Here is a 23,301-nt window from a genome sequence, read left to right on the forward strand (position 1 = left end):
GTTATGGAATTTAAAACTATTTTGTTCTACGTCTTCGCGGCCATCATGGTATTGGCCTCGACGCGCGTAATTACGGCCCGTAATCCGGTGCATGCGGCACTGTTCCTGGTGCTGGCGTTCTTCAACGCCGCCGGCATCTGGATGCTGCTGGAGGCCGAGTTCCTGGCCATCGTGCTGGTACTGGTCTACGTCGGCGCCGTGATGGTGCTGTTCCTGTTCGTGGTGATGATGCTCGATATCGACACCGACAAGCTGCGCGAAAACTTCTGGGGCTACCTGCCGGTTGCTTCGCTGGTTGGCGTGGTGATCGTGCTGGAAATGGCTGCCGTGCTGTGGCGCTCGTTCCTGTCGTTCGACCCGCGTCCTGCGGCTACCGCCAACATCGGCGGCACCAAGGAACTGGGCATCCTGATTTACACCAAATACATCTACGGCTTTGAAATCGCCGCCGCCATCCTGCTGGTCGCGATTATTGCTGCTGTAGCGCTGACCCTGCGCAAGCGCAAGGACACCAAACACTTCGACCCAGCCGACGCCGTGCGCGTCAAGCGCAATGACCGCCTGAAGATCGTCAAGATCGACCCGGTCACCACGCGCGGCGCGGCCGAAACTGAAGTTAAGGAGGCACCATGACTTTATCCCTGGCTCACTACCTCGTTCTGGGCGCGATCCTGTTCGCGATCTCGATCGTTGGTATTTTCCTGAACCGCAAGAACATCATCATCCTGCTGATGGCCATCGAACTGATGCTGCTGGCAGTGAACATGAACTTCATCGCGTTCTCGCATTACCTCGGTGATGCGGCAGGGCAGATCTTTGTCTTCTTTATCTTGACCGTTGCTGCTGCCGAATCGGCAATCGGCCTCGCGATTCTGGTGGTGCTGTTCCGTAACCTGGACACCATCAACGTAGAAGACCTGGATAGCCTGAAGGGCTAAGTTTTAACCTCCGAAAAATAACGATTAAGGTTCATCATGGCGGGTACACTTAACGCTAATCTCTTGCTAGCCGTTCCACTGGCGCCCCTCGCGGGCGCGGCAGTGGCCGGCTTGCTGGGAACTAAATTCTTCGGCAACGTGGTCGGTCGCAAGACCGCAACCGCGGCGACCATCCTGGGCGTGCTGGTGGCATTCATCATCTCGGCGTTCACGCTGAATGACGTAATGAATGGCGCAACCTTCAACGGCACCATCTACAACTGGATGACCGTGGCCGGCATGAAAATGGAAGTCGGCTTCCAGATCGATTCGCTGTCGGCGATGATGATGTGCGTGGTGACCTTCGTGTCGCTGATGGTGCACATCTACACCATCGGCTACATGGCGGAAGACGAGGGCTACAACCGCTTCTTCTCGTACATCTCGCTGTTCACCTTCTCCATGCTGATGCTGGTGATGTCGAACAACTTCCTGCAGCTGTTCTTTGGCTGGGAAGCAGTGGGCCTGGTGTCCTACCTGCTGATCGGCTTCTGGTACACCCGTCCAACCGCGATCTTCGCCAACATGAAGGCCTTCCTGGTCAACCGTGTGGGTGACTTCGGCTTCATCCTGGGTATCGGCTTGCTGTTGGCTTACGCTGGTTCGATGAACTACCAGGAAGTGTTTGCCAAGCGCGAAGCGCTGGCCGCACTGACCCTGCCGGGCACCGACTGGATGCTGCTGACCGTTGCCTGTATCTGCCTGTTCATCGGCGCGATGGGTAAATCGGCGCAGTTCCCACTGCACGTATGGCTGCCTGACTCGATGGAAGGCCCAACCCCGATCTCCGCGCTGATTCACGCGGCAACCATGGTTACCGCAGGTATCTTCATGGTGTCGCGCATGTCGCCGCTGTTCGAACTGTCGGACACCGCGCTGTCGTTCATCATCGTGATCGGCTCGATTACCGCGCTGTTCATGGGCTTCCTGGGCATCATCCAGAACGACATCAAGCGCGTTGTGGCTTACTCGACCCTGTCGCAGCTGGGCTACATGACTGTGGCGCTGGGTTGCTCGGCTTACTCGGTTGCCGTATTCCACCTGATGACCCACGCATTCTTCAAGGCACTGCTGTTCCTGGGCGCTGGTTCGGTCATTATCGGTATGCACCACGATCAAGATATCCGCAACATGGGTGGCCTGCGCAAGTACATGCCTATCACCTGGATCACCTCTCTGCTGGGCTCGCTGGCACTGATCGGTACGCCGTTCTTCTCGGGCTTCTACTCGAAAGATTCGATTATCGAAGCAGTGGCCGAGACCCACATTGCTGGCGCCGGCTTCGCACACTTCGCCGTACTGGCTGGCGTGTTCGTGACCGCGTTCTACTCGTTCCGTATGTACTTCCTGGTCTTCCACGGTAAAGAGCGCTTCGGCCAAGCCCACGCTCACGGCCATGATGACCATCACGCTCCGGCTGCTGCCGCGCACGACGACCACGGTCACGATGACCACGGCCACGACGAAGACCACGACGACCACGCTCACCACGGCCTGGCCCCAGGCCAGAAACCGCACGAATCGCCATTCGTGGTCTGGTTCCCGCTGGTTGCGCTGGCGATCCCGTCGGTCATCATCGGTGCCCTGGCTATCGGTCCTATGCTGTTCGGTGACTTCTTCAAAGGCGTAATCTTCGTCGGCGAAAACCACCACGCAATGGAAGAACTGGCACACGAGTTCCACGGTCCTGTGGCCATGGCGATCCACTCGCTGACGACGCTGCCGCTGTGGCTGGCAATCGGTGGTGTGGCTGCTTCGTACTACTGCTACATGATCAACCCACGCGTACCTGCATGGTTCTACGAGAAGTTCAAGGCCGTGCACACTCTGCTGGACAACAAGTACTACATGGACAAGTTCAACGAAGCTGTATTCGCCGGCGGCGCACGCCTGCTGGGTAACGGCCTGTGGAACTTCGGCGACAAGAAACTGATCGACGGCCTGCTGGTAAACGGCAGCGCCAAACTGGTTGGTTGGTTCTCGACGCTGACCCGCCTGGCGCAGACTGGTTACATCTACCACTATGCGTTTGTCATGATCCTCGGCATTCTGGGGTTCCTGGTCTACTTCCTGCCGTTTTGGCACGCTTAATTAGCTGATACGCAAAGAGATAACGATAACCATGATGCAGTCAACCATATCTACTCTACCTCCGTACCTGAGCCTCGCGATCTGGCTCCCGATTGTTTTCGGCCTGATCGTGCTGGCTACGGGTCGTGACAGCAACACGGGCTTTACCCGCGTGCTGACCCTGATCGGCTCGATCGTCAGCTTCGGCGCGACGATTCCGCTGATCACCAACTTTGACAATGCCGCCCACGGCATGCAGTTCGTCGAGAAAGCGCCGTGGATCGAGCGCTTCAATATCTGGTACTCGCTGGGTATCGACGGCCTGTCGCTGTGGTTCGTGCCGCTGACCGCCTTCATCACCATCATCGTGGTGATCTCGGCCTGGGAAGTGATCCAGAAGCGCGTCGCTCAATACATGGGCGCGTTCCTGATCCTGTCGGGCATCATGATCGGCGTGTTTGCCGCGACCGATGGCCTGCTGTTCTACTTCTTCTTTGAAGCGACCCTGATCCCGATGTACATCATCATTGGTATCTGGGGCGGCGAGAACCGCGTGTACGCGTCGTTCAAGTTCTTCCTGTACACCTTCTTCGGCTCGCTGCTGACGCTGGTTGCCATCGTCTACCTGTACAACCAGACCGGTAGCTGGGACATCCTGCACTGGCACAAGACCCCGTTGACGATGACGGAACAGATCTTCATCTTCCTGGCCTTCTTCATGGCGTTTGCCGTGAAAGTGCCGATGTTCCCAGTCCACACCTGGCTGCCGGACGTTCACGTGGAAGCGCCAACCGGCGGTTCCGCCGTGCTGGCCGCGATCATGCTGAAGCTGGGCGCGTACGGTTTCATCCGTTTCTCGCTGCCGATTACCCCGGATGCATCGCACTACCTGTCGGGCTTCGTGATTACCCTGTCGCTGATCGCCGTGATCTACGTCGGCCTGGTGGCACTGGTACAGAAAGACATGAAAAAGCTGGTCGCCTACTCGTCGATCGCGCACATGGGCTTCGTCACCCTGGGCTTCTTCGTGTTCAACAACATGGCAGTGCAGGGCGCCATCATGCAAATGATCTCGCACGGTTTCGTGTCGGGCGCGATGTTCCTGTGCATCGGCGTGCTGTACGACCAGGCGCACTCGCGCCAGATCGCCGACTACGGTGGCGTGGTCAACAAGATGCCTAAGTTTGCCGCCTTCTTCATCCTGTTCTCGATGGCCAACTGCGGCCTGCCGGCAACCTCCGGTTTCGTTGGTGAGTTCATGGTGATCCTGGGCGCCACCCAGTACAACTTCTGGATCGGCCTGCTGGCAGCAACGGCGCTGATCTTCGGTGCAGCTTACTCGCTGTGGATGGCCAAGCGCGTCATCTTCGGTAAAGTCGCCAATCACCACGTGGCCGAACTGGTCGACCTGAACAAGCGTGAATTCTTCATGCTGGGCATTCTGGCCCTCGCTACGTTGTACATGGGCCTGTACCCAGCACCATTCACCGACACGATGCAAACCTCGGTCGCTGACCTGCTGGCGCACGTCGCACATAGCAAGCTGCCTTAAGTAGAACGGAAACACATAAATGACTACACCTATTCCACAAGAGGCCGTCAACCTGATCCCGGCGTATGCCGAGGTCGCGCTGCTGATCGGCGCTTCTGCCATTCTGTTGATCGACATGTTCCTGTCCAAGGCGCAGCGTTCGATCACCTACGTGCTGTCCCTGCTGACCCTGCTGGTTTGCGCCGGCCTCAGCTACGCTGACTTTGCTTCGGGTACGACCGTCTATACCTTCCACGGTATGTTCGTATCGGATCCGATGGCTAACCTGCTGAAACTGTTCACCTACCTGACCGTGGGCATGACCCTGGTGTATTCGCGCCAGTACGCCGATGACCGCGGCATGCTGTCCGGTAATCTGGGCGGCGAGTTCTACGTGCTGGCGCTGTTCGCCATGCTGGGCCAGCTGATCATGATCTCGGGCTCGAACTTCCTGTCGATCTACCTGGGCGTGGAACTGATGTCGCTGTCGCTGTACGCGCTGGTGGCGATGCGCCGCGATAACGTGCGTGCGACCGAAGCGGCGATGAAGTACTTCATCCTGGGCGCACTGGCGTCGGGCTTCCTGCTGTACGGCATGTCGATGCTGTACGGTGCGACCGGCACGCTGGATATCCGTGGCGTTTCGGCTGCTGTGGCTGCCGGCACCATCAAGCCGACCATCCTGGTGTTCGGTATCGTGTTCCTGGTGGCTGGCCTGGCGTTCAAACTGGGCGCCGTGCCATTCCATATGTGGGTACCGGACGTCTACGACGGTTCGCCAACCGCTGTGACCCTGCTGCTGGGCGGCGCGCCGAAGATCGCTACCTTCGCCATCTGCATCCGCCTGCTGGTGGAAGGCCTGCTGCCGCTGGCATTCGACTGGCAGCAAATGCTGCTGGTGCTGGCTGTGCTGTCGCTGGCGATCGGTAACATCACCGCGATCGCGCAGACCAACATCAAGCGTATGCTGGCTTACTCGACCATCGCCCAAATCGGCTTCGTGCTGCTGGGCCTGCTGTCGGGCGTGGCTGGCACCACCGTCCGTACCGGTATCGCTGCTGCGTACAGCGGCGCCATGTACTACGTGATCACCTACGTGCTGACCACCGTCGGCACCTTCGGCACCTTGATGCTGCTGTCGCGCGCCGGTTTCGACGCCGACAACATCAGCGACTTCAAAGGCCTGAGCAAGCGTAGCGGCTGGTTCGCGGTGGTGATGACCATCCTGCTGTTCTCGCTGGCCGGCGTGCCACCGATGATGGGCTTTGCCGCCAAGTTCGCTGTGCTGAACTCGGTGCTGGGCACCGGCCAGATCTGGCTGACCGTGTTCGCAGTGATGTTCTCGCTGATCGGCGCGTTCTACTACCTGCGCGTTATCAAGCACATCTGGTTCGATGAACCGGAAGACAACACCCCGCTGGCTGCTTACGGCGATGTGAAGCTGGTGCTGAGCCTGAACGGTCTGGCGATCGTAGCACTGGGCGTACTGCCTGGCCCGCTGCTGGCAGCTTGCCTGTCGGCCATCAAGGTCACGCTCGCTACCTGATGGATACCTCCATCGCCGGCTGGTTGGTCATTGCGATTGCTATCGCAGCGGCCAACCTGCCGTTCTTCAACGACAAGGTATTCGCTATTGTCGGCGCCAAATGGCAGCGCAAGCCGCTGTTCATCCGGCTGCTGGAAATGACGGCGCTGTACCTTGTGGTTGGCGCAGTTGGTTTCGCGCTTGAAGCCAACATCGGCACGCGCTTCCCGCAAACGTGGGAGTTCTACGCCATCTCCGCCTGCACCTTCCTCGTACTGGGTTTCCCCGGTTTCATCGTCCGCTATCTGCGCAAGGCCCACGGCTGATACACTATCGTTCTTCAACGATGTGGAGCAGTGATGGACAATCTCAAAGAAACGCATGTAGACGGTGAATTGGTCTATGCAGGCCATTTCCTCAAAGTCCAGCGCGACACGATTCAACTCCCCGACGGCAAGCGCACCGCGCGCGAATACATCCTGCACCCCGGTGCGGTGGTGATTCTGCCGCTGCTCGATGACGGCACGGTGCTGATGGAGCGCCAGTATCGCTACCCGCTGCGCGACGTGTTCATTGAGTTCCCGGCCGGGAAAATCGACAAGGGCGAAGACCCGCTGGTCGCCGCCAAGCGCGAGTTGGAAGAAGAAACCGGCTATACCGGCGGCGAGTGGCAGTTCGTCACCAAGATCCATAACGCGATTGCTTACTCGGACGAGCATCTCGACCTGTACCTGGCGCGCGGTCTGAAAGCTGGTGCCTCCCGCTTGGACGAAGGCGAATTCCTGGAGACCTTCACCGCCACCATCGACGAACTGCTTGAATGGGTACGCGAGGGCAAAATCACCGACGTGAAAACCGTGATCGGCGTGTTCTGGCTCGATAAACTGCGCTCGGGCGACTGGAAGCTATGAAAATCGTTTTGGCGCTCGTTAGCCTGCTGGCCGTTGGCGGCGTGCAGGCGGCGGAGCGCACGCCGTTCCAGATACGCTGCGAGGATTCGATCAGCAAGACCGTGTCCGTGCTGTCGTCGAAGCAGAACGGCTTCACCATCAACAACCAGCTGCCATACCGCGCCTTGACCGCCAAGGCGGGCAATATGGACAACCGCATGCAGACCTTGGGCCTGACCGTGACCAAGGGGCTGTACAAGGTCAAGCTGGATGGGCCGGTGCTGCAAGATCCGCCTAGCGGTTATGAGTGCATCGCGCCGAAGGTCGATGTGACGCTGAATTATTCGCCGGTGCTGATCTACGTTGGCAACGAGTTTGCACCGGGTACTTGCGCGTACAACGAAATCCTCACGCACGAACAGCGCCACTTGAAGGCCTACATGGAGAACCTGGCGCGCGTGGAGAAAGTGGTGACGGATGCGCTGAACAAGCGCTTCGCCGGCCAGCCGATGTATGCGCCGTCCGGCACCGCGATGTCGGCGCTGGAGCATGAAATTAACAGCACGTGGTTCCCGTTCATCCGCGACGAATTCGAGAAAGGCAAAATCGAGCAAGCCAAGATCGACACACCGGAAGAATACGACCGCTTGGGCAAAGCATGTAATGGCGAGATCGCGGACATCCTCACGCGCCGCCGTAAGTGAAGAGAATTATGAAGAGATATTTTGCATTGCTGCCAGCCGCCGGTGTCGGCGCGCGCATGGCGGCGAATGGGCCGAAACAGTATCTGACCGTTGGCGGCAAGCCGATGCTGCGCCACGCGGTGGATGCGTTTCGTGCTTCGCCGCTGGTGGCGCATACCTATGTGGTGGTCAGCCCTGATGATGGCGTGATCGATGCCGTGCTGCCTGCCGATCTGGATGGCGTAACGGTGTTGCGCTGTGGTGGCGCGACGCGCATGGACTCCGTGTTGAACGGCCTGCGCGCGCTTGACGGCCAACTCACCGATGACGACATGGTCATGGTCCACGACGCGGCGCGTCCCGGCCTGACTGCGGCGCTGATCGAGCGCCTGATTGAAGGCGTTGGTGACGATCCGGCCGGCGGCCTGCTTGCCTTGCCGGTGGTGGACACCATGAAGCGCAGCGCACCGGGCGCCGATGGCGTCAGCGTCAGTGCAGCGACGGTGCCGCGCAACGGCCTGTGGTCGGCGCAAACGCCGCAGATGTTCAGCTACGCGCTGCTGCTGCGCGCCCTGGGCAGCGCACCGGACGCCAACGCCATCACCGACGACGCCAGCGCAGTCGAAATGCTCGGCTACGCACCGCGCTTGATCGAAGGCCATCCACGAAATCTCAAAGTAACGCTGCCGGCCGACATCCGCATCGCCGAAATGTACCTGGCTAACAAGGAAGACTAAACATGAGCAAACTCCCATTCCGCATCGGCCAAGGCTACGACTGCCACGCGCTGGTAGAAGGCCGCAAACTGATCATCGGCGGCGTCGACATCCCGCACCACGTCGGCCTGCTGGGCCACTCGGATGCCGACGTGCTGCTGCACGCCATCACCGACTCGATTTTAGGCGCGGCCGCCTTGGGCGATATCGGCAAACACTTCCCGGACACCGATCCCGAATTCAAAGGCGCCGATTCGCGCAAGCTATTGAAGGAAGCGGCCAAGCGCGTGGTAGCTACCGGCTACAGCATCGGCAACATCGACTGCACCATCATCGCCCAGCGTCCGAAAATGGCGCCACACATCATGACCATGCGCGCCAACATCGCGGAAGACTTGGGTGTGGACATCAGCCAAGTCAACGTCAAAGCCAAGACCAACGAAAAACTGGGCTACCTGGGCCGCGAAGAAGGCATCGCCGCCGAATCCATCGCGCTGCTGATCGCGGCTTAAAGCTTTATGGGAGGATGACTTCATATCAGAGGTCACAGAGTTCGACATGCAGAACATAATCTGCTCGGCCGTTATCATCCTCCCATGCATCAGTCGAGTTTGTATCAACCCAATGCTCTTGCCTGTCATCCCGCGTGAGCAGTTTGCCACCGCGCGGATTTAATGTCATCAACCACGGCGTGGCGTTACGCTCAATTCTCTTAATAGCCCAAGAGTAAGAGAGATTCTGAATGCCATCTTCCTTGTACAAGTAGTCTTTGTAGAAAAATGGATCTATCCCTAAGAAGATTTCGCCTTCGATCCAATCTCCAACTGATATGAACTCGGGCGGCGAGCTCTCCCAGAAGGCTTTAACACCAACATCAATCACCCATACGTTTGGCCGGACATAGATTACTTTTCCACAAAATCGGTAGCAGCTATTTTTGATGAGTTCCAGTTTGATAGCGCGTTTCTCTGACTTAGTAAAACCACCGCCGCAGAATTCCAGTGCAAACGTGTTTTTGTCCCCGACGGAAAAATCTCCATAGTTACCATCTTTGATGATCCAGGAGTTCATGCCAATGCGGATGTTCGTTTCCATTCTTGTGATCTACTGAGTATTGATTAAGTCAATGGTACAGCATCGATAACGATACTAATGTCTTCATAAAACAGTGTCGCTTCATTCGCTAGTACGGCGACAGCAGTGGCCCGCGGCACCGAAGGATAATGTCGCAGGAAGTCCTCCAGTGATTTACCGGTGAGCAGGCAATCAAACATCCGCTTAATCGGCACTAAGGTGTCCTTGAATACGGGCAACCCTCCGAGAATCTCGGGCTCCATTTGTATTAGCGGTGAGCGTGTTTTCATGAGGGCGAGCACTTCGGGTATATGCGGGCCGGTTGGCCGCTGTCGCGGAGTGACGACCTTGCCTTTGAAGCGAACGACTGGGCCGATGGCGTAGCGGAGATCCAACTCAGGACAGTCGTCGTCAAATTCGATGTCGTCCGGCGGCAATGACATCACGGACTCCCATTTACTGGGCTGCAAGTAATATCCGTTTTTCTCGGCGGCTGGCTTTTCTGAACGAGATGATTCGAATTCCATAACTGTCCTCCGTGTGGGCGATCGATACCTCCACGCCTTGAAGGTATCCAAGCGTAATATAACGGCGCTCGCTGTAGTGATAGCGCGTGTCCTCATACGTGAACGCATGCCAGTCAAATACGGCGTGCGCATCAGCGAAATCCAAGCCGTGCTTGCGCAGGTTGTATTGGCGCTTGGCTTCGTCCCACGTGTAGGTAGTCATTTCAGTGTAGTGGCTTAAAGATATCCTTCAAGCGGCACTGAAAACAGAACAGGCCCGGGACATCGTTCTGACATCCTGAGCCTGCTTTTCTGAGCTGTCCTTCGACTAGATCAATAGTTATCGCGCTAACAGGGCGGCGATGGCGGTGTCTAGTGTGGTGGCGCCTTTGCGGGAGGTGGATTCGAATTCGATCCAGCCTTGGTTGAAGCCGTCCAGCATTTGCATGCGCGGCGTCGGATTCTTCATGCCTTGCGTGGTAAAGAGTTCTGCCCATGTTTCGCGTGGGACTGCGTCGGCTACGACTTGGTGGCCGAGCAGGCGGCTGAAGCTGGCTGCGATGTCGTTAGGGCTGATGCGTGCCGGACCTTCTAGTTCGACCACGCGCACGCCGTTCCATGTTTGCTGCAATAGCTCTGCCGCCAACGTCGAGATATCGGCACACGCCACCATCGGCACCGGGCGATCCAGCGGTTGCAGGAAGCTGGCGATACGGCCTTCGTCGCGTGCTGTTGGCACGTCCCACAGGCTGTTCTCGATGAACCACGCCGCGCGCAGGAAGGTGATGGGCAGATCCAGCCCACCAAGTTCGCGCTCCATGATACCGAGTTGATTCAGCAGGTTAGGCTGCGTCGCTTGCGCGCCGATGGTCGACAGCACCACGACCCGCTTAGGACGCGCCGTCGCCAGTGCTTCACGCAAGGCAGAAATGCTGCGCCGCGCTTCGGGAAATCCTACGCTCGGATCGAAGGTCGGCGGCAGCAGCACGAATACTGCTTCTGCGCCGTGGAAGGCTTGCGTCAGCGCCGCCGCATCATTGACATCGGCTATTGCGACTTCGGCACCACGCTCGGCCCACGCCGCACCCTTGGCTGCATCGCGCACCACCGCGCGCACTGGCAAGCCTGCCGCCAACAATTGCTGACCCAGCGCCGAACCAACTTGTCCGGTAATCCCGGTAATTGCATACATGATGTTCTCCTTGAATAAACGATGAAGAGAATTTTGCTGCAAACCGTCCCATACTCCGATAGCATGGGATGCATATCATTAATGACTAAACCGCATATATGGCTTTCGACGAACGGGTAGTGAACGGCATGCGGATACTGGCCGCCATCGTGGACAGTGGCAGTTTCGTGCGCGCCGGTGAAGCGCTGGATATGTCACAGTCCGGCGTCAGCCGCGCCATCGCCAAGCTGGAAGAGCGGTTGAATATCCGCCTGTTCGATCGCACCACGCGCAAGGTTGCGCTAACCGACGAAGGCCGCCGCTTCTACGCGCAGGTAGGCCCGCTGCTGGCAGGATTGGAAGAAGCTGTCGCCTCGGCAGGCGAGGGCGCTGTAAAAGTGCGTGGCCGCCTGCGCGTGAATGCCGATCCAATCAGCGCTCGGCTGCTGCTCGGCTCCAAACTGGGAGGCTTCCTCAAGCGCCACCCGGAGCTGGATCTGGACTTGGTTGTCCGCGACCACTTGGGCGACATGGTGGGCGATGGCTTCGACCTCGCCATCCGCCTCGGCCAACCGCAAACCTCATCGCTGATCGCCCGCAAGCTGATGGACACGCGGGTGCTAACCGTCGCCACGCCGGCCTATCTGCGCAAGCACGGCACGCCGAAAAAGCCGGTCGATCTGGAAAGCCCGGATCACGTCTGCATCCACTTCCGCAACCCGGCCACCGGGCGCCCCTTCGATTGGGAATTCCATCGCGGCGGCAAAGTCATCATCGTTTATCCGCGCAGCCAGATGACCGTCAACGACGCCGGCACCATGGAGAGCGTACTGCTGTCCGGCTACGGCCTGGCGCAAGTAATCGACATCGCGGTCGAGCCGCTGTTACGCTCCGGTGCGCTGGTTCCGGTACTGGCCGCGTGGCCGGACGAGCGCTTTCCACTGTACGCGCTGTACCCATCGCGCCACCACCCGCCAGCGAAGACGCAAGCCTTCCTGGAATTTGTCCAGTCTCTGCTACGATAGCGGCTTTGGGGAACGAAGATGGCGCGTGATATTTACGCTTATCGGCAATTGGCGGTGGAGTCGGTGGACGAGGGTGGACGAATCGTGATTCGCCCGATGTCCAACCAAGCCTACGCCACCGACCTCAATGTGCAATGCTCGCGCCGCCTCAGCGACACGAGCATTTATCCTGTCGGCACCTGCTTCCTCGTCAACGCCAAACTGACTGACCGCCTCGGTGGCGAGCAATACCTTTACGTTTGGCACGGCGACGAAATCAAGGTGCTGTCGGACAGCGAAGCCGAGGTGTTCCTCGGTGCTTACCGCCGCGTGCGGCTTTAATGCACGGCGTGTAGCTTGACTGACGGCTGGCCGTCATCCTTGGCCCACACGGCAATCACCGCCGCCATCGCCAAGGCCAACACGCCGCCGAGCGCCATCGCGCCCCACACGCCGGTGTGATCGACCGTCAAACCGCCCACCAGCGCACCGCTGGCCAGAGCAATCTGTACGATGGAGACGAATACCGCGCCGCCGCTTTCCATGGCATGCGGCGCCGCTTTGAAGATCCAGGTCTGCACCGAGATCGGCATCATGCCGAAGCCCACGCCCCACAGCACCACCAGCGCCGTTGCCGCCCACGCATTCGCGCCCAGCAGTGGCAGTGCGCCGATCGCCACGCCCAGCGTGATGCCGGTAACGATCAGCGAGGTGCGCACGCTGCGCGCCACCAGTGCGCCGCCGATCATATTGCCGAAGAAGCCAGCCGCACCATACGCCAGCAGCAAGCTGCTGATGGTGGTCGCAGTCAAATGCGTCACTTGGCTGAGGAAGGGCGTGATGTAGGTGTATGCCGCGAACTGGCCCAGGAACACCAGTACAGTCGCCAAAATCCCCAGCCGTGCTTTCGACACGCGCAGCAGCTCCGGCAACTGGCGGAAGGTGATGGCTTTTTCCGGCGGCAGCTTAGGCAGCAAGTACATCTGCGTCAGCAGCACCAGCAAGCCGACCACGCCGGCTGCCGCGAAAGCGGTGCGCCAGCCGAACAGTTCACCGAGGAAGGCGCCAGCCGGCACGCCGGCCACGGTGCCGACTGACACACCAGCAAACACCACCGCAGTGGCGCGTGTCGCCGCTTCTGGCGTCACCAGCCGCGTGCTGAGCGCCGGCCCGATGGCCCAGAAGCCGCCCACGCCTATGCCGAGCAGTGCGCGGCCGAACAGGATCAGCGGGAAGGAGTGCGACAGCGTCACGATGGCATTCGACAGCACCAGCGTTGCAGTCAGCCCCCAGATCACGTAGCGGCGATCCGTCTTGCCGACGCCGACGGTGACCAGGATGGCGGCCAGCGCAGCCACGATGCCGGGCACGGTCACCATCATGCCGGCGATGCCCTCGGTTACGCCGAGTTCAGCGGCAATCGCCGGCAGTAGGCCGACCGGCAGGAATTCTGTGGTCACCAGCGCAAACGCGCCAATGGCCACCGACAACACGGCCAGCCAAGGCGAGCCATGTTTCGGCGGAATAGGAGTGGGGGCGGGCGCATCCTCGCGGAGCGCGGTGTTTTGATTTTGCATGGGAGAATCCTTGGATCGGTAAAAATGCTTGAGTTTTTTACTGGTCGGTTCATAATGTGCGCTGCACAATATTTTGTCAATGAATTTTTAACCAATCGGTATGAAAGAGCGAAAAATCGGCCGCCCGCGCACCTTTGATGCGGACAACGCGCTGGAAAAGGCCATGAAGGTGTTCTGGGAGAAAGGCTACGAAGGCAGTTCCTTGCCCGAACTGACCGAGGCCATGGGCATGAACCGCCCCAGCTTGTACGCCGTGTTCGGCAACAAGGAGAACTTGTTCCGCCTGGCGCTGGAGCGCTACGGCGCCACTCACGATCCATTATTCGACGCTGCGCTGGAGCGCAAAACCGCGCGTGCCGTGGTCGAGCATTTCCTGCGCGGTAACGCCGACGCTCAGACCGAGGAAGAGGCACCGCACGGCTGCCTCGTCATCAACGGCGCGCTGGCCTGCAGCGATGACGCGCTGCCTATTCGCAATTCCCTGATCGAGCGCCGCGCCGCCGCCGAGGTGCGCCTGCGTGAGCGTTTCGAGCAGGCCAAGGTGGACGGCGATTTGCCGGCCGACTTCTGCGCCAGCCAAATGGCGCGTTATGTGATGACTGTCTCCAACGGCATGGCGGTGCAGGCCGCCGCCGGGGCCACCCGCAAGCAATTACAAGAGGTGGTGGATCAAGTTCTGCGCGGTTGGCCTGAATGACAAGTGGTACGATGAGCGTTGCTTTAATTTCACAAATTTTGTCAATTTGAAATTTGTGTTGTGATTCTGAAATGAGTGGCTACAATGAAGTGACCCACCCTCATCATCAGGAACGCTCGCCATGAAAACTACCCGTCTGCTCCAAGCCGCCATTGCTGCCACCCTGTTTGCCGGTGGCGCCGCCTCGGCTGCCAACCTCATCAACAACGGCGATTTCGAAAGTTATTCGATCTACGTGCCGAACGGTGGCTACACCATGGTCGGCGCCGGCTCGCTCGACATTCCGTACTGGACCATCGGCGGCACCTCGATCGACCTGATCCTGAACAGCTACGGCTCCATCGGCGCCAATAGCACCAGCGTGGACATGCTGGGCACGCCGGGGCCGGGCGTGATTTCGCAGGCGTTCAACTACAGCGCCTACACCACCTACACCCTGTCGTTTGATTTGAGCCGCAATCCTTACGGCGGCTACACGGCGGTGGAGGTGGATGTGAACGGCGTGCAGACCGTGTTCACCGGCACCAGCACGCCGACCACGCACACCTTGTCGTTCACCACCGGCGCGCTGGCCGGCTCGCAACTGCTGAAATTTAGCAGCGTCGGCGGCGACGGCTACTCGGGTGCAGTGCTGGACAACGTGGTGCTCACGGCCGTGCCGGAGCCCGAAACCTATGCCATGCTGGTGGCAGGCCTGGGCTTGGTCGGCTTCGCGGCCCGCCGTAAAAAGCAGGCTTAATCGGTCGTGCCGTCATCATCGTCGTCCTCGGTTTCGGGGACGCCGTTTTTGACGGCCTGCGTGCGGGCAGCATCGACCGCCGCTTTCAATTTGCCGGCGTTGGCCATGAACTGGTCAACGTTGCGCTCCTCGCTATGCCGCACTTCCGGCGGCAGCAATACCGACATGTAGAGCTCATCGGCGGCGCGGCCGGTGCTTTGCAGGTTGGCCATCACCATCAGTCCTGAACCAGCCAGCAGCATCACCAAGCCGGTAATCAGGAAGCGGCGCGGATGGTGCGGCTTGATGGTCAGCAGGTGGAAGAACACCATCGCGCAGGCAATCGCCAGCGTGACCAGATTGCCGTAGCGCGTTAGCGATTCGGCCGACCAGGCATAGGCCAGAACGGCGCTGCCCGCGCGCCACACCCCCACCGTCGCCAGGGCGCTGCCAAGGATGAACAGATGCCGTCCCATGCGCGCATGGCTGCCGAACAGGCGATTGGCCAAGGCCCACACGCCGGCCCACAGCAAGCCCGCCGCCAGGCTGGAGGCCAGCACCAGCAAGTAGCGGATCAGCGCGAACGGTTCAACATCGGCCAGCCAGGTTTCCAGCACGCTGAACAAGGCGATCAGCACCAGGCCAATGGTGGCGGGCGTGCCGCCTTCCCAGCCGTGCATGGTGGTGTCGGCAATCTCCGGCGCGACCGGGAAATCGTAAGGCCGCACGCGCAGCCGCGTGTGGCCGAGGCGCACCACAGTGTCGCCGTCGAGCGTGACGCTGGCTTGGCGGCGGCCCTTGTAGATGGTGCCATTCTTGCTGCCGAGGTCGCGCAGCACGATCTGGTTGTGCTGGTCCGTTTCCACCACCGCGTGGCTGGCGGCGCTGTGGGCGTCGTCGAGGATGATCTCGTTATCGTAGCTGCGGCCGATGCGGATCGGCAGCTGCGCAACTTTGTGCCGGTGCAGCACATCGCCATTGCGCGCCAGGATTTCAACGAAGTAGGGCGCCTTCATTTCGACGCTCCTTTCTTCGGTTTCTGCGACGCCAACGATAAGGATTCGAGGAACACGCGCGACAGGCGCAAGCCGTTTTCATACGACACGCCGCGCGCATCGACCCGGCTCTGCAAGCTCATCAAGCCTTGGTCGGTGCTGGCGGTCAGCAGCGCGAAGTCGTACAGGCCGGCGAATTTACGGTAGGCGCGCACGCACAGCACGGCGCGCAGCGGCAGGTCTTTGTTCTTGACGAAATCCTCGGTGCAGTTGGGGCCGGTCAAGCGCGCATCCTTGTTGCTGCCGAAGTGTTCGTTCTTGAACGAGGCGCTGGCCAGCTGCGCAAAGCGCAGCTTGTCGAGGCTGACGCCGCGCAGGAATTGATGGCGGATGCTGATCTGCCCGGTTTGCAGCGAGCCGCTGACAAAGATCGCCGATTCCATCGCGCAGCTGGCGTCATCTACGGTGAATGGCTTGTCGGCCTTGACGTTGGAGCGGCCCCAGCAGCGCATCTGTTCGGACTCGCGCACCGGCACCTGGTACGGCCCCATCGGCTTCAAGCTCAAGGGACTGGACAGCAGCTGGTTGACCATCGCCGTTTGATGGGCCAGCAGTTGGCCGGCTACCACGGCGGTAAAGTCGGTTGGCGCTTTCTGCTGGGCTTCGACTTTTTTCAGCAAGTCTTGCGCGTAGCGGCCCGGCACCAGGAAGCTGACCAGCTCACCGTCGAGGCGCTTGGAGACGTTGATGCCGGCCACCGAGCCATCGGCCGTCACGCTGGGGCCGCCGCTCATGCCGGAGTTGATCGGGCCGGTGAACATCAGCTGATCGTAGAAACTGCGGGCGATCACGCCGTTGTAAGCGCCTTCGGAAATGGCGAAGCCGAGGTCGAGCGGATTACCCATCGAGTACAAATACTGGCCTTGCGTCAGGCGCGCCAGCTGCTCGGGCATCTTGAAGAAGCCGGTGCCGTTGCGATTGACGCGCAGCACGGCGAGGTCATGCAGCACGTCGACCGCCAGCAGCTCGACATTGCCGCGCTGGCCGCTGGTATCGACCCATTCGCCGACATAAGTATCAGGATCAAGCGCGAACTGCGACACCACGTGGTAATTGGTTACCACCAAATTGCTGGTGCCAATCAAGAAACCGGAACCGACCGACGATTGCGTGCGGCCGCTTTTCAGCAGCGAGCGCACTTGCAGGATGTCGTTCTTGGCGGAGGCATACAGGTGCTGGGCCGCGCTGGAGGGCGGCGGCAGCGGGGCGGTTTCGGCGTTGGCCGCATCGGTGGCAGACGCGGCCGGCGGCTGGGCCGCGGGAGGATTCGGGCCCGCCAGCGCGGCGCCGGCGCAGGCCCAGGTTAATGCAAGAGTTGAGGCGAGCTTGATGACTTTCATGCAGTCCTTAAATCGTTACAGCGCGCCATCCTCCACCGGCGCCGGGGTCAGCGGCGTCATCATGTGGCCCAGCTTGGCGGCCTTGGTATCCAGGTAATACTGGTTGAAAGCGTTGCGGTTGACCAGCAGCGGCACCCGTTCAGCCACTTCCACACCCAGTTTGGTCATGGCATCGATCTTACGCGGATTATTGGTCATCAGGCGTAAGCTTTTCACGTTGAATTGCTCCAGCATCGGTTTCACCAGGCCGTAGGTGCGCTGATCCGGCTTGAAGCCCAGCTGCTCGTTGGCTTGCACGGTGTCGGCACCGGCTTCCTGCAGGCGGTAGGCGCGGATCTTGTTGATCAAGCCGATGCCGCGACCTTCCTGGCGCAGGTACAGCAGCACGCCGCGGCCCTCGTCGGCAATCTTCTTCAGCGCGCCTTCCAGCTGGGCGCCGCAGTCGCAGCGTTGCGAGAACAGCACGTCGCCGGTCAGGCATTCCGAATGGACGCGCGCCAGCACCGGCTCGCCGTTGCCGATATCGCCCAGCACCATGGCCAGGTGTTCCTTGCCGGTCGCCTTCTCAACGAAAGCGTGCAAGGTGAACTGGGCCCACGGGGTCGGCAGGGCGCAGGAAGTGACGTAATTCAGTTCGTCTGGGGATGGGATATCTGCGCTCTGCGACATGGTTTTGCTCTTTATTCTGTTCATATCAAGTAAAAAAGGCGCGCCGGGCTGTTCCAACAGACCCGGCGCGCCCCTCATGATACCAAAAACGGAAGAAACTTATTTCGGCAGGTCAAATACCAATACTTCTGCCGCTTTGGCCTGTTCCAGCGTGACGGCCGCTTCGTCGGTGATTTTGAGCGCATCGCCGCCGTTCAGGGCCACGCCGTTGACCGTTATCTCGCCGCGAATCACGTGGACGTAGGACTGGCGGCCGGCTTTCAGCTCATGTTTCAGGTTGTCGCCCGAGGTCATGATGGTGGCGTAAATCTCGGCATCCTGGTGGATCAGCACCGAGCCGTTGCGGCCATCATTCGAAGCGATCAGCGCCAATTGGCCCAGTTTGCTCTCCGGCGTGAAGTGTTTCTCTTCATAGCTAGGTGGAATGCCGATCTGGTTCGGCTGGATCCAGATCTGCAGAAAATGCACCAATTCGCTACGATCGCCGTTGTACTCGCTGTGACGCACACCGGTGCCGGCGCTCATGCGCTGGACGTCGCCGTAGTGCAGCACCGAGCCGGTACCCATGCTGTCTTTGTGCTCCAGCGCGCCGCTCAGCACGTAGGAGATGATTTCCATGTCGCGGTGACCGTGGGTGCCGAAACCTTGGCCGCCTTGCACTTTGTCTTCGTTGATGACCAGCAGCGGGCCGAAGCCGACGTGTTCCGGGTCATGGTAGTGGCCGAAGGAGAAGCTGTGTTTCGAGTCCAGCCAGCCGTGGTTAGCTTTGCCGCGGGATTCAGATTTACGTACTTGCAACATGGTGAGCTCCTTTAATGTGCGATAATTTTGAAAGCGATGAACACATTGTAGACCTCCGCTTCTGTTTAAAAAAACGGAAAATTTACCCCTCTACTATCGATAATTTCGAATGCTAAGACTAAGCCTGGAAGCCCTGCAAATCGTGGACGCCATCGACCGGCGCGGTTCTTTCTCTGCCGCAGGCAAGGAATTGCACCGCGTGCCATCGACCATTTCCTACACCGTCAGCAAGCTGGAAGACGACCTCGGCGTGCAAGTTTTCGAACGCAACGGCCCGCGCGTGGAGCTGACGGCAGCCGGCGCCGAGTTGCTGAAAGAGGGGCGCTACCTGCTGAAGGCGGCGCTAGACCTTGAGCACCGGGTGCGCCGCGTGGCTTCCGGCTGGGAGACCGAGCTGGCGGTGGCGATGGATTCCATGTTCTCTCCCTGCGTGTTCCATGACGATGTACCTGCGTTCTACGAGGTCGCCAAGCAAACCCGCCTGCGCATCGTGCAGGAAGCCTTGTCCGGCACCTGGGAAGCCTTGCTCGACCGCCGTGCCGACTTGCTGGTGGGCGCGGCCGGCGACGGCCCGGCAGGCGGCGGCTACGTGTCCGAGCCTATCGGCAAGATCAACTTCGTGTTTGCGGTCGCGCCGTCGCACCCGCTGGCTGCTGTTCAGGACAAACTTGGGCGTACGCATTTGCAACATCACCGCGCCATCAGCGTGGCGGATTCGGCACGTCAAATGGCGCCGCGTACGGTCGGTTTGTTGCTCGGCCAAGACACGCTGACTGTGCCCGATATGAAGACCAAGTACCAGTACCAATTGGCCGGGATGGGCTTCGGCTTTCTGCCAGAGCCATGTGCGCGCGCCGCCATTGCAGCCGGTCTGCTGGTGGAGAAGGAGGTGGAGGAGCCCAAGCCAGCCGAGACGTTCTACCTCGCATGGCGCAGCGGCGAAAATGGCGCGGCGTTGAATTGGTGGCTGAACCGCATGCGCCAGCCGGGTCTGTTCGAGCGCCTGGTCTCCAATCTGCCGCATCATAATGTTGACCGAGGCCAATAGTTTCGGAGTACCATAGAGGGATACTCGTTGTCTCCTGCCGGAACCTCTCCATGACTGTACTGACTGCCACGCCGCCCGTGTTACTGCATCCTCTGGCCGACCGCAACGGCAGCCCAGCGGCATTGCTGTTGGACGCTGCGCGCCTGCCTGCGGGCGTGGCGGAACTGCCGATTCAACTACTTGAAGAGCTGGCCGCCGGCAGCATGGCGTGCTATTACCGCGCCGCTACGTCGCAGGAACTCAATCAAGCATTGGCGCAGGCTGGCTGGAAAGTCCTGATGGCCGACAAGGTGCAGCGCGCCGACGATGTGCTGCCCAAGGAGTTGCCGCAGGCCGTGCAGTGGATCGAAGGCGAATGGTTCGTCGCGCCGCCTGCCAAGGCGGTCGGCACGCAAGCGGCGTCGCGCGCGCTGGCGCTGCAACTGGTGCAACTGGTGTCCGCCGACGCCGATACCCACGAAATCGAAGCGCTGCTGCGCCAGGACCCGACGCTGTCGTATCACTTGCTACGGCTGGTGAATTCGCTGGGCATGGGCACTGGCCGCCGCGTTACCAGTTTTTCGCAGGCGATCTTGATACTCGGCCGCTCGCAATTGCGGCGCTGGCTGAACCTGATGCTGTTCTCGTCGCGCGAGGGTGATCCGCGTTCGGCCATGCTGCTGTCGCGCGTGGCGGTGCGGGCGCGTTCGATGGAGTTGCTGTCCAAGGCACTGGGCGAGGATAAGCATCACCAGGAGCAAGCCTTCATGGTCGGCATGTTCTCGCTGCTGGGCGTGCTGTTCGGCATGCCGCTGGAAGAGGTGCTGAAGCCGCTGACCATCAGCGAATCTGTGCAGCAAGCCTTGCTGTCGCACGAGGGTGAAATGGGCACGCTGCTGTGCGTGGTCGAATCGGCCGAGCGCGAAGAATACGACGCACTGACCGGCTGCCTCGATACCTTGCAAGTTGATTTGCCAACCTTTAACCGCATCGTCGTCGACGCCCACTTGTGGATGCAAAGCGTGGCGGCGGGTAAAGCAGGAAGCCCCCATGCGTGATGCCATCGAGCGTTGTCTTGCCCTGAGCCGCCAAGCCCGGAGTGAACAAGGCGACGCGCTGGCACAGACATTAACCGCTCTTGAAGCGGCACTCAAGGAAGCACAATCTGCCATGCGCCCGGCTGACATGCCGGCGATGGATGCATCACTGGAACTCGATTTAACCGGCTACGTCACCGCGTGGAGCCCCGGCGCGGAGCTGATGTTCGGCTACACGGCCGGCGAGGTGATAGGACAGCACGTGCTGTTCCTGTACGCCGAAGACGATGACGACGGCAATATCGCCGAGCTGTTCTTCGAGCACAATCCCGGCGAGGCTGCCGCCCGCACCGAGGTGCGCCGCCGCAAGAAGAGCGGCGAGATTATCTGGGTTCATCTCGATATCGAATTGCGCTACGAGGACAGCGAACCAGCCGGCATGCTGGTGCGGCTGTCGCAGGCCAACCAGACCTTGTCGGATATGGACAAGGTCAATCTGCATGCGCGCATCATTGAAGACAGCGAGCAGGGCGTGCTGATTACCGATGCGCATGAACGCATCGTCTCCATCAATTCTTCCTTCACGCGGATTACCGGCTATACGCCGGCTGAATCGATCGGCAAGACGCCCGACCTGCTGCGCTCCGGCGTGCACGACGCCGACTTCCGCGCCAAGGTGCGCGCGGCCATGCAGGGCGGCGGGCCGTGGCGCGGCGAGATTATCGGCAAGCGCAAGAACGGCGAGATGTTCCCGCAGTCGGTGACAATCAGCGCGGTGCGCGATCAGAACGGCAAGATCAGCCATACCTTCTCGCTGTTCTCAGATATCAGCGTGCACAAGGATGCCGAGGCGCGCATGCAGCGCATGGCCAACTACGATCCGCTGACCGGCTTGCCAAATCTGTGCCTGTTGTCGCAGCTGGTGGAGCAGGCGCTGACCGAGAGCAAGCGCTCCGGCGAGCAGGGCGCGCTGCTGGTGATCGAGATTACCCGGCTGGGCGCGATCAGCGACACGCTGGGCCATGAAATCGGCAACGAGCTGCTGTGCGAGATTGGCCGTATCTTCCGTGGCTCGCTGCGCGAAGGCGACGTGCTGGCGCGGCTGGATGGCCATCGTTTTGCGATCGCGCTGCTGCACGTGGAAAAGCGCGAGCACGCCGGCATCGTGGCAAAAAAATTGTTGGGAGCGCTGGCCTCGCCGATTACGATTGCTTCGCACAGCTTGCAGGTTGGCGCGCACATCGGCATCACTTCGTACAGCGAGGACGGCCTTGATGTGCCGACCCTGATCCGCTGCGCCGACGTGGCCGTAGCGAAGGCGGCGCAAAGTATCGAGTCCAACTTCCTGTTCTACAGCGAGGAAATGAACCAGCGCGCGAAAGAGCATTTGCGCATCGAGAGCGAACTGCGGCAAGCGCTGGTCAACAATGAACTGCAACTGTACTACCAGCCGAAGGTAAGCTTGCGCAGCGGCCGCATCGTCGGCGCCGAGGCGCTGCTGCGCTGGCGGCATCCGGTGCGCGGGCTGGTGTCGCCGGGCGTGTTTATTCCGGTAGCGGAAGAGACCGGCCTGATCCTTGAACTCGGCACATGGGTGCTGGAAGAGGCCTGCCGCCAGGTGCGCGAATGGCGCGACGCTAACCTGATCATGCCGCCGATTGCAGTCAACCTGTCGGCGCGCCAGTTCGACAACGAGCTGCCCAAGCGCGTGGCGGCGGTGCTGGAAAAACACCGCGTACAGCCGGATCAGATCAATCTCGAAATCACGGAAAGCCTGCTGGTGCGCGGCACCGACAAAGTCATCGCCATCATGAACCAGCTGGTAGCGATGGGCATGGCGCTGGCGCTGGATGACTTCGGCACCGGCTATTCGAGCCTGGCTTACCTGAAGAAATTCCCGATCAGCACCTTGAAGATCGACCGTTCTTTCGTCATCGGTCTGCCGTACGAAGAAAACGATTGCGCCATCGCGCGCGCCATCGTCACCATGGCGCAGCAGCTGCGGCAGGAAATCGTGGCGGAAGGCGTGGAGACGGCCGAGCAAATGGCCTTCCTGCGCGAGCTTGGTTGCGACCAGTTGCAAGGCTATCTGTTCAGCCAGCCGGTGCCGGCGGCCGAATTTGCCGCCATGCTGCGCGAGGGCAAACGACTGGCGTTCGCCAATCGGTAAGAAGGCGCTTTACCCGAAGGGGTGAGGACGCTGGTATCACGCGATGCTACTGTCTTTGAAGCC

26 protein-coding genes are annotated in these 23,301 nt (G+C 60.2%); 17 read left to right on the forward strand and 9 right to left on the reverse strand.

The genetic code is table 11. The features are described from left to right. Positions 1-3: 3 nt before the first annotated feature. From GTP45_RS06395 to ispF, 10 genes are read left to right on the forward strand one after another with little or no spacing between them, the layout of a single operon-like run. The gene (locus GTP45_RS06395; RefSeq protein WP_161013041.1) at positions 4-633 is read left to right on the forward strand and encodes an NADH-quinone oxidoreductase subunit J; all 630 of its coding nucleotides are present in this window, start codon (positions 4-6) and stop codon (positions 631-633) included. After that, positions 630-938, forward strand: a complete 309-nt coding sequence (gene nuoK / locus GTP45_RS06400) for an NADH-quinone oxidoreductase subunit NuoK (protein WP_072780604.1) — start codon at positions 630-632, stop codon at positions 936-938. Before GTP45_RS06395 ends, nuoK begins: the two co-directional genes overlap by 4 nt. A 36-nt stretch (positions 939-974) precedes the next feature. Continuing rightward, positions 975-3,068, forward strand: a complete 2,094-nt coding sequence (gene nuoL, locus GTP45_RS06405) for an NADH-quinone oxidoreductase subunit L (protein ID WP_161013042.1) — start codon at positions 975-977, stop codon at positions 3,066-3,068. Between the two features lie 31 nt (positions 3,069-3,099). Next, the gene (locus GTP45_RS06410; RefSeq protein ID WP_161013043.1) at positions 3,100-4,599 is read left to right on the forward strand and encodes an NADH-quinone oxidoreductase subunit M; all 1,500 of its coding nucleotides are present in this window, start codon (positions 3,100-3,102) and stop codon (positions 4,597-4,599) included. A gap of 19 nt (positions 4,600-4,618) precedes the next feature. Next, positions 4,619-6,124: an NADH-quinone oxidoreductase subunit NuoN gene (gene nuoN / locus GTP45_RS06415; protein WP_161013044.1), complete on the forward strand. Its 1,506-nt coding sequence runs from the start codon at positions 4,619-4,621 to the stop codon at positions 6,122-6,124. Continuing rightward, on the forward strand, positions 6,124-6,429 hold the full coding sequence (locus GTP45_RS06420; protein WP_161013045.1) for a DUF2818 family protein: 306 nt from the start codon (positions 6,124-6,126) through the stop codon (positions 6,427-6,429). The genes nuoN and GTP45_RS06420 overlap by 1 nt, the downstream gene beginning before the upstream one ends. A 33-nt stretch (positions 6,430-6,462) precedes the next feature. Then, the gene (locus GTP45_RS06425; protein ID WP_161013046.1) at positions 6,463-7,014 is read left to right on the forward strand and encodes an NUDIX domain-containing protein; all 552 of its coding nucleotides are present in this window, start codon (positions 6,463-6,465) and stop codon (positions 7,012-7,014) included. Then, the gene (locus GTP45_RS06430; protein ID WP_161013047.1) at positions 7,011-7,697 is read left to right on the forward strand and encodes a hypothetical protein; all 687 of its coding nucleotides are present in this window, start codon (positions 7,011-7,013) and stop codon (positions 7,695-7,697) included. Before GTP45_RS06425 ends, GTP45_RS06430 begins: the two co-directional genes overlap by 4 nt. Before the next feature lie 8 nt (positions 7,698-7,705). Beyond that, complete coding sequence (gene ispD, locus GTP45_RS06435; RefSeq protein WP_161013048.1) at positions 7,706-8,413, forward strand: 2-C-methyl-D-erythritol 4-phosphate cytidylyltransferase; 708 nt, start codon at positions 7,706-7,708, stop codon at positions 8,411-8,413. A 2-nt stretch (positions 8,414-8,415) separates the two neighbouring features. Continuing rightward, positions 8,416-8,904 carry a 2-C-methyl-D-erythritol 2,4-cyclodiphosphate synthase gene (gene ispF / locus GTP45_RS06440; protein ID WP_161013049.1) on the forward strand — a complete coding sequence of 163 codons (489 nt, stop codon included), beginning with the start codon at positions 8,416-8,418 and terminating at the stop codon, positions 8,902-8,904. Between the two features lie 25 nt (positions 8,905-8,929). On the opposite strand, the gene GTP45_RS06445 is transcribed toward ispF, so the two are convergent. The 4 genes from GTP45_RS06445 to GTP45_RS06460 all read right to left on the reverse strand — a co-directional run bounded on the left by GTP45_RS06445 (position 8,930) and on the right by GTP45_RS06460 (position 11,164). Then, on the reverse strand, positions 8,930-9,487 hold the full coding sequence (locus tag GTP45_RS06445; RefSeq protein WP_161013050.1) for a hypothetical protein: 558 nt from the start codon (positions 9,485-9,487) through the stop codon (positions 8,930-8,932). A 23-nt stretch (positions 9,488-9,510) separates the two neighbouring features. Then, positions 9,511-9,993: a DUF433 domain-containing protein gene (locus GTP45_RS28350; RefSeq protein ID WP_217363310.1), complete on the reverse strand. Its 483-nt coding sequence runs from the start codon at positions 9,991-9,993 to the stop codon at positions 9,511-9,513. Continuing rightward, positions 9,923-10,195, reverse strand: coding sequence for a BrnT family toxin (locus GTP45_RS06455; RefSeq protein ID WP_161013051.1), 273 nt, complete (start codon positions 10,193-10,195; stop codon positions 9,923-9,925). The genes GTP45_RS28350 and GTP45_RS06455 overlap by 71 nt, the downstream gene beginning before the upstream one ends. A 117-nt stretch (positions 10,196-10,312) precedes the next feature. Further along, positions 10,313-11,164 (reverse strand): NAD(P)H-binding protein, encoded by an 852-nt coding sequence (locus GTP45_RS06460; protein ID WP_161013052.1) that lies wholly within the window; start codon positions 11,162-11,164, stop codon positions 10,313-10,315. Positions 11,165-11,262: 98 nt separating this feature from the next. Here GTP45_RS06460 and GTP45_RS06465 point away from each other — a divergent pair, with 98 nt between their 5' ends. Continuing rightward, positions 11,263-12,168 (forward strand): LysR family transcriptional regulator, encoded by a 906-nt coding sequence (locus GTP45_RS06465; protein ID WP_161013053.1) that lies wholly within the window; start codon positions 11,263-11,265, stop codon positions 12,166-12,168. An 18-nt stretch (positions 12,169-12,186) separates the two neighbouring features. Further along, the gene (locus GTP45_RS06470; protein ID WP_161013054.1) at positions 12,187-12,489 is read left to right on the forward strand and encodes a hypothetical protein; all 303 of its coding nucleotides are present in this window, start codon (positions 12,187-12,189) and stop codon (positions 12,487-12,489) included. Here the strand turns inward: GTP45_RS06470 and GTP45_RS06475 are convergent. Next, on the reverse strand, positions 12,486-13,724 hold the full coding sequence (locus GTP45_RS06475) for an MFS transporter (RefSeq protein WP_161013055.1): 1,239 nt from the start codon (positions 13,722-13,724) through the stop codon (positions 12,486-12,488). The genes GTP45_RS06470 and GTP45_RS06475 overlap by 4 nt on opposite strands. A gap of 100 nt (positions 13,725-13,824) precedes the next feature. Here GTP45_RS06475 and GTP45_RS06480 point away from each other — a divergent pair, with 100 nt between their 5' ends. Both GTP45_RS06480 and GTP45_RS06485 read left to right on the forward strand, forming a co-directional pair. Further along, the gene (locus tag GTP45_RS06480) at positions 13,825-14,421 is read left to right on the forward strand and encodes a TetR/AcrR family transcriptional regulator (protein WP_161013056.1); all 597 of its coding nucleotides are present in this window, start codon (positions 13,825-13,827) and stop codon (positions 14,419-14,421) included. Positions 14,422-14,542: 121 nt separating this feature from the next. After that, positions 14,543-15,160: an FxDxF family PEP-CTERM protein gene (locus GTP45_RS06485; protein WP_161013057.1), complete on the forward strand. Its 618-nt coding sequence runs from the start codon at positions 14,543-14,545 to the stop codon at positions 15,158-15,160. On the opposite strand, the gene GTP45_RS06490 is transcribed toward GTP45_RS06485, so the two are convergent. From GTP45_RS06490 to GTP45_RS06505, 4 genes are all read right to left on the reverse strand, one after another. Continuing rightward, positions 15,157-16,155, reverse strand: coding sequence for an FHA domain-containing protein (locus GTP45_RS06490; protein ID WP_161013058.1), 999 nt, complete (start codon positions 16,153-16,155; stop codon positions 15,157-15,159). The two genes, GTP45_RS06485 and GTP45_RS06490, sit on opposite strands and share 4 nt — an antisense overlap. Continuing rightward, the gene (locus GTP45_RS06495) at positions 16,152-17,534 is read right to left on the reverse strand and encodes a S1 family peptidase (protein ID WP_161013059.1); all 1,383 of its coding nucleotides are present in this window, start codon (positions 17,532-17,534) and stop codon (positions 16,152-16,154) included. The genes GTP45_RS06490 and GTP45_RS06495 overlap by 4 nt, the downstream gene beginning before the upstream one ends. A 15-nt stretch (positions 17,535-17,549) precedes the next feature. After that, a complete protein-coding gene (gene ribA, locus GTP45_RS06500; RefSeq protein WP_161013060.1) occupies positions 17,550-18,203 on the reverse strand; it encodes a GTP cyclohydrolase II in 654 nt (217 codons plus the stop codon). 99 nt (positions 18,204-18,302) lie between these two features. Next, positions 18,303-19,004 carry a pirin family protein gene (locus GTP45_RS06505; RefSeq protein ID WP_161013061.1) on the reverse strand — a complete coding sequence of 234 codons (702 nt, stop codon included), beginning with the start codon at positions 19,002-19,004 and terminating at the stop codon, positions 18,303-18,305. A gap of 109 nt (positions 19,005-19,113) precedes the next feature. Here GTP45_RS06505 and GTP45_RS06510 point away from each other — a divergent pair, with 109 nt between their 5' ends. Genes GTP45_RS06510 through GTP45_RS06520 form a run of 3 tightly spaced genes read left to right on the forward strand, consistent with a single transcriptional unit; the run spans position 19,114 to position 23,238 of the window. Further along, positions 19,114-20,052, forward strand: a complete 939-nt coding sequence (locus GTP45_RS06510; protein WP_161013062.1) for a LysR family transcriptional regulator — start codon at positions 19,114-19,116, stop codon at positions 20,050-20,052. 50 nt (positions 20,053-20,102) lie between these two features. Beyond that, entirely contained in the window at positions 20,103-21,089 is a 987-nt protein-coding gene (locus GTP45_RS06515) for an EAL and HDOD domain-containing protein (RefSeq protein WP_161013063.1), read from the forward strand. Further along, entirely contained in the window at positions 21,082-23,238 is a 2,157-nt protein-coding gene (locus tag GTP45_RS06520; RefSeq protein ID WP_161013064.1) for a putative bifunctional diguanylate cyclase/phosphodiesterase, read from the forward strand. The genes GTP45_RS06515 and GTP45_RS06520 overlap by 8 nt, the downstream gene beginning before the upstream one ends. Positions 23,239-23,301 lie beyond the last annotated feature (63 nt).

It is taken from the genome of Duganella rivi (genome assembly GCF_009857435.1).
GTDB lineage: Bacteria > Pseudomonadota > Gammaproteobacteria > Burkholderiales > Burkholderiaceae_D > Rugamonas > Rugamonas rivi.

What these genes read in the sequence shown, in the direction of transcription:
- GTP45_RS06395 (WP_161013041.1), top strand. Translation starts at nt 4, where the DNA reads ATGGAATTTAAAACTATTTTGTTCTACGTCTTCGCGGCCATCATGGTA.
- nuoK (WP_072780604.1), top strand. Translation starts at nt 630, where the DNA reads ATGACTTTATCCCTGGCTCACTACCTCGTTCTGGGCGCGATCCTGTTC.
- nuoL (WP_161013042.1), top strand. Translation starts at nt 975, where the DNA reads ATGGCGGGTACACTTAACGCTAATCTCTTGCTAGCCGTTCCACTGGCG.
- GTP45_RS06410 (WP_161013043.1), top strand. Translation starts at nt 3,100, where the DNA reads ATGATGCAGTCAACCATATCTACTCTACCTCCGTACCTGAGCCTCGCG.
- nuoN (WP_161013044.1), top strand. Translation starts at nt 4,619, where the DNA reads ATGACTACACCTATTCCACAAGAGGCCGTCAACCTGATCCCGGCGTAT.
- GTP45_RS06420 (WP_161013045.1), top strand. Translation starts at nt 6,124, where the DNA reads ATGGATACCTCCATCGCCGGCTGGTTGGTCATTGCGATTGCTATCGCA.
- GTP45_RS06425 (WP_161013046.1), top strand. Translation starts at nt 6,463, where the DNA reads ATGGACAATCTCAAAGAAACGCATGTAGACGGTGAATTGGTCTATGCA.
- GTP45_RS06430 (WP_161013047.1), top strand. Translation starts at nt 7,011, where the DNA reads ATGAAAATCGTTTTGGCGCTCGTTAGCCTGCTGGCCGTTGGCGGCGTG.
- ispD (WP_161013048.1), top strand. Translation starts at nt 7,706, where the DNA reads ATGAAGAGATATTTTGCATTGCTGCCAGCCGCCGGTGTCGGCGCGCGC.
- ispF (WP_161013049.1), top strand. Translation starts at nt 8,416, where the DNA reads ATGAGCAAACTCCCATTCCGCATCGGCCAAGGCTACGACTGCCACGCG.
- GTP45_RS06445 (WP_161013050.1), bottom strand. Translation starts at nt 9,487, where the DNA reads ATGGAAACGAACATCCGCATTGGCATGAACTCCTGGATCATCAAAGAT.
- GTP45_RS28350 (WP_217363310.1), bottom strand. Translation starts at nt 9,993, where the DNA reads ATGGAATTCGAATCATCTCGTTCAGAAAAGCCAGCCGCCGAGAAAAAC.
- GTP45_RS06455 (WP_161013051.1), bottom strand. Translation starts at nt 10,195, where the DNA reads ATGACTACCTACACGTGGGACGAAGCCAAGCGCCAATACAACCTGCGC.
- GTP45_RS06460 (WP_161013052.1), bottom strand. Translation starts at nt 11,164, where the DNA reads ATGTATGCAATTACCGGGATTACCGGACAAGTTGGTTCGGCGCTGGGT.
- GTP45_RS06465 (WP_161013053.1), top strand. Translation starts at nt 11,263, where the DNA reads ATGGCTTTCGACGAACGGGTAGTGAACGGCATGCGGATACTGGCCGCC.
- GTP45_RS06470 (WP_161013054.1), top strand. Translation starts at nt 12,187, where the DNA reads ATGGCGCGTGATATTTACGCTTATCGGCAATTGGCGGTGGAGTCGGTG.
- GTP45_RS06475 (WP_161013055.1), bottom strand. Translation starts at nt 13,724, where the DNA reads ATGCAAAATCAAAACACCGCGCTCCGCGAGGATGCGCCCGCCCCCACT.
- GTP45_RS06480 (WP_161013056.1), top strand. Translation starts at nt 13,825, where the DNA reads ATGAAAGAGCGAAAAATCGGCCGCCCGCGCACCTTTGATGCGGACAAC.
- GTP45_RS06485 (WP_161013057.1), top strand. Translation starts at nt 14,543, where the DNA reads ATGAAAACTACCCGTCTGCTCCAAGCCGCCATTGCTGCCACCCTGTTT.
- GTP45_RS06490 (WP_161013058.1), bottom strand. Translation starts at nt 16,155, where the DNA reads ATGAAGGCGCCCTACTTCGTTGAAATCCTGGCGCGCAATGGCGATGTG.
- GTP45_RS06495 (WP_161013059.1), bottom strand. Translation starts at nt 17,534, where the DNA reads ATGAAAGTCATCAAGCTCGCCTCAACTCTTGCATTAACCTGGGCCTGC.
- ribA (WP_161013060.1), bottom strand. Translation starts at nt 18,203, where the DNA reads ATGTCGCAGAGCGCAGATATCCCATCCCCAGACGAACTGAATTACGTC.
- GTP45_RS06505 (WP_161013061.1), bottom strand. Translation starts at nt 19,004, where the DNA reads ATGTTGCAAGTACGTAAATCTGAATCCCGCGGCAAAGCTAACCACGGC.
- GTP45_RS06510 (WP_161013062.1), top strand. Translation starts at nt 19,114, where the DNA reads ATGCTAAGACTAAGCCTGGAAGCCCTGCAAATCGTGGACGCCATCGAC.
- GTP45_RS06515 (WP_161013063.1), top strand. Translation starts at nt 20,103, where the DNA reads ATGACTGTACTGACTGCCACGCCGCCCGTGTTACTGCATCCTCTGGCC.
- GTP45_RS06520 (WP_161013064.1), top strand. Translation starts at nt 21,082, where the DNA reads ATGCGTGATGCCATCGAGCGTTGTCTTGCCCTGAGCCGCCAAGCCCGG.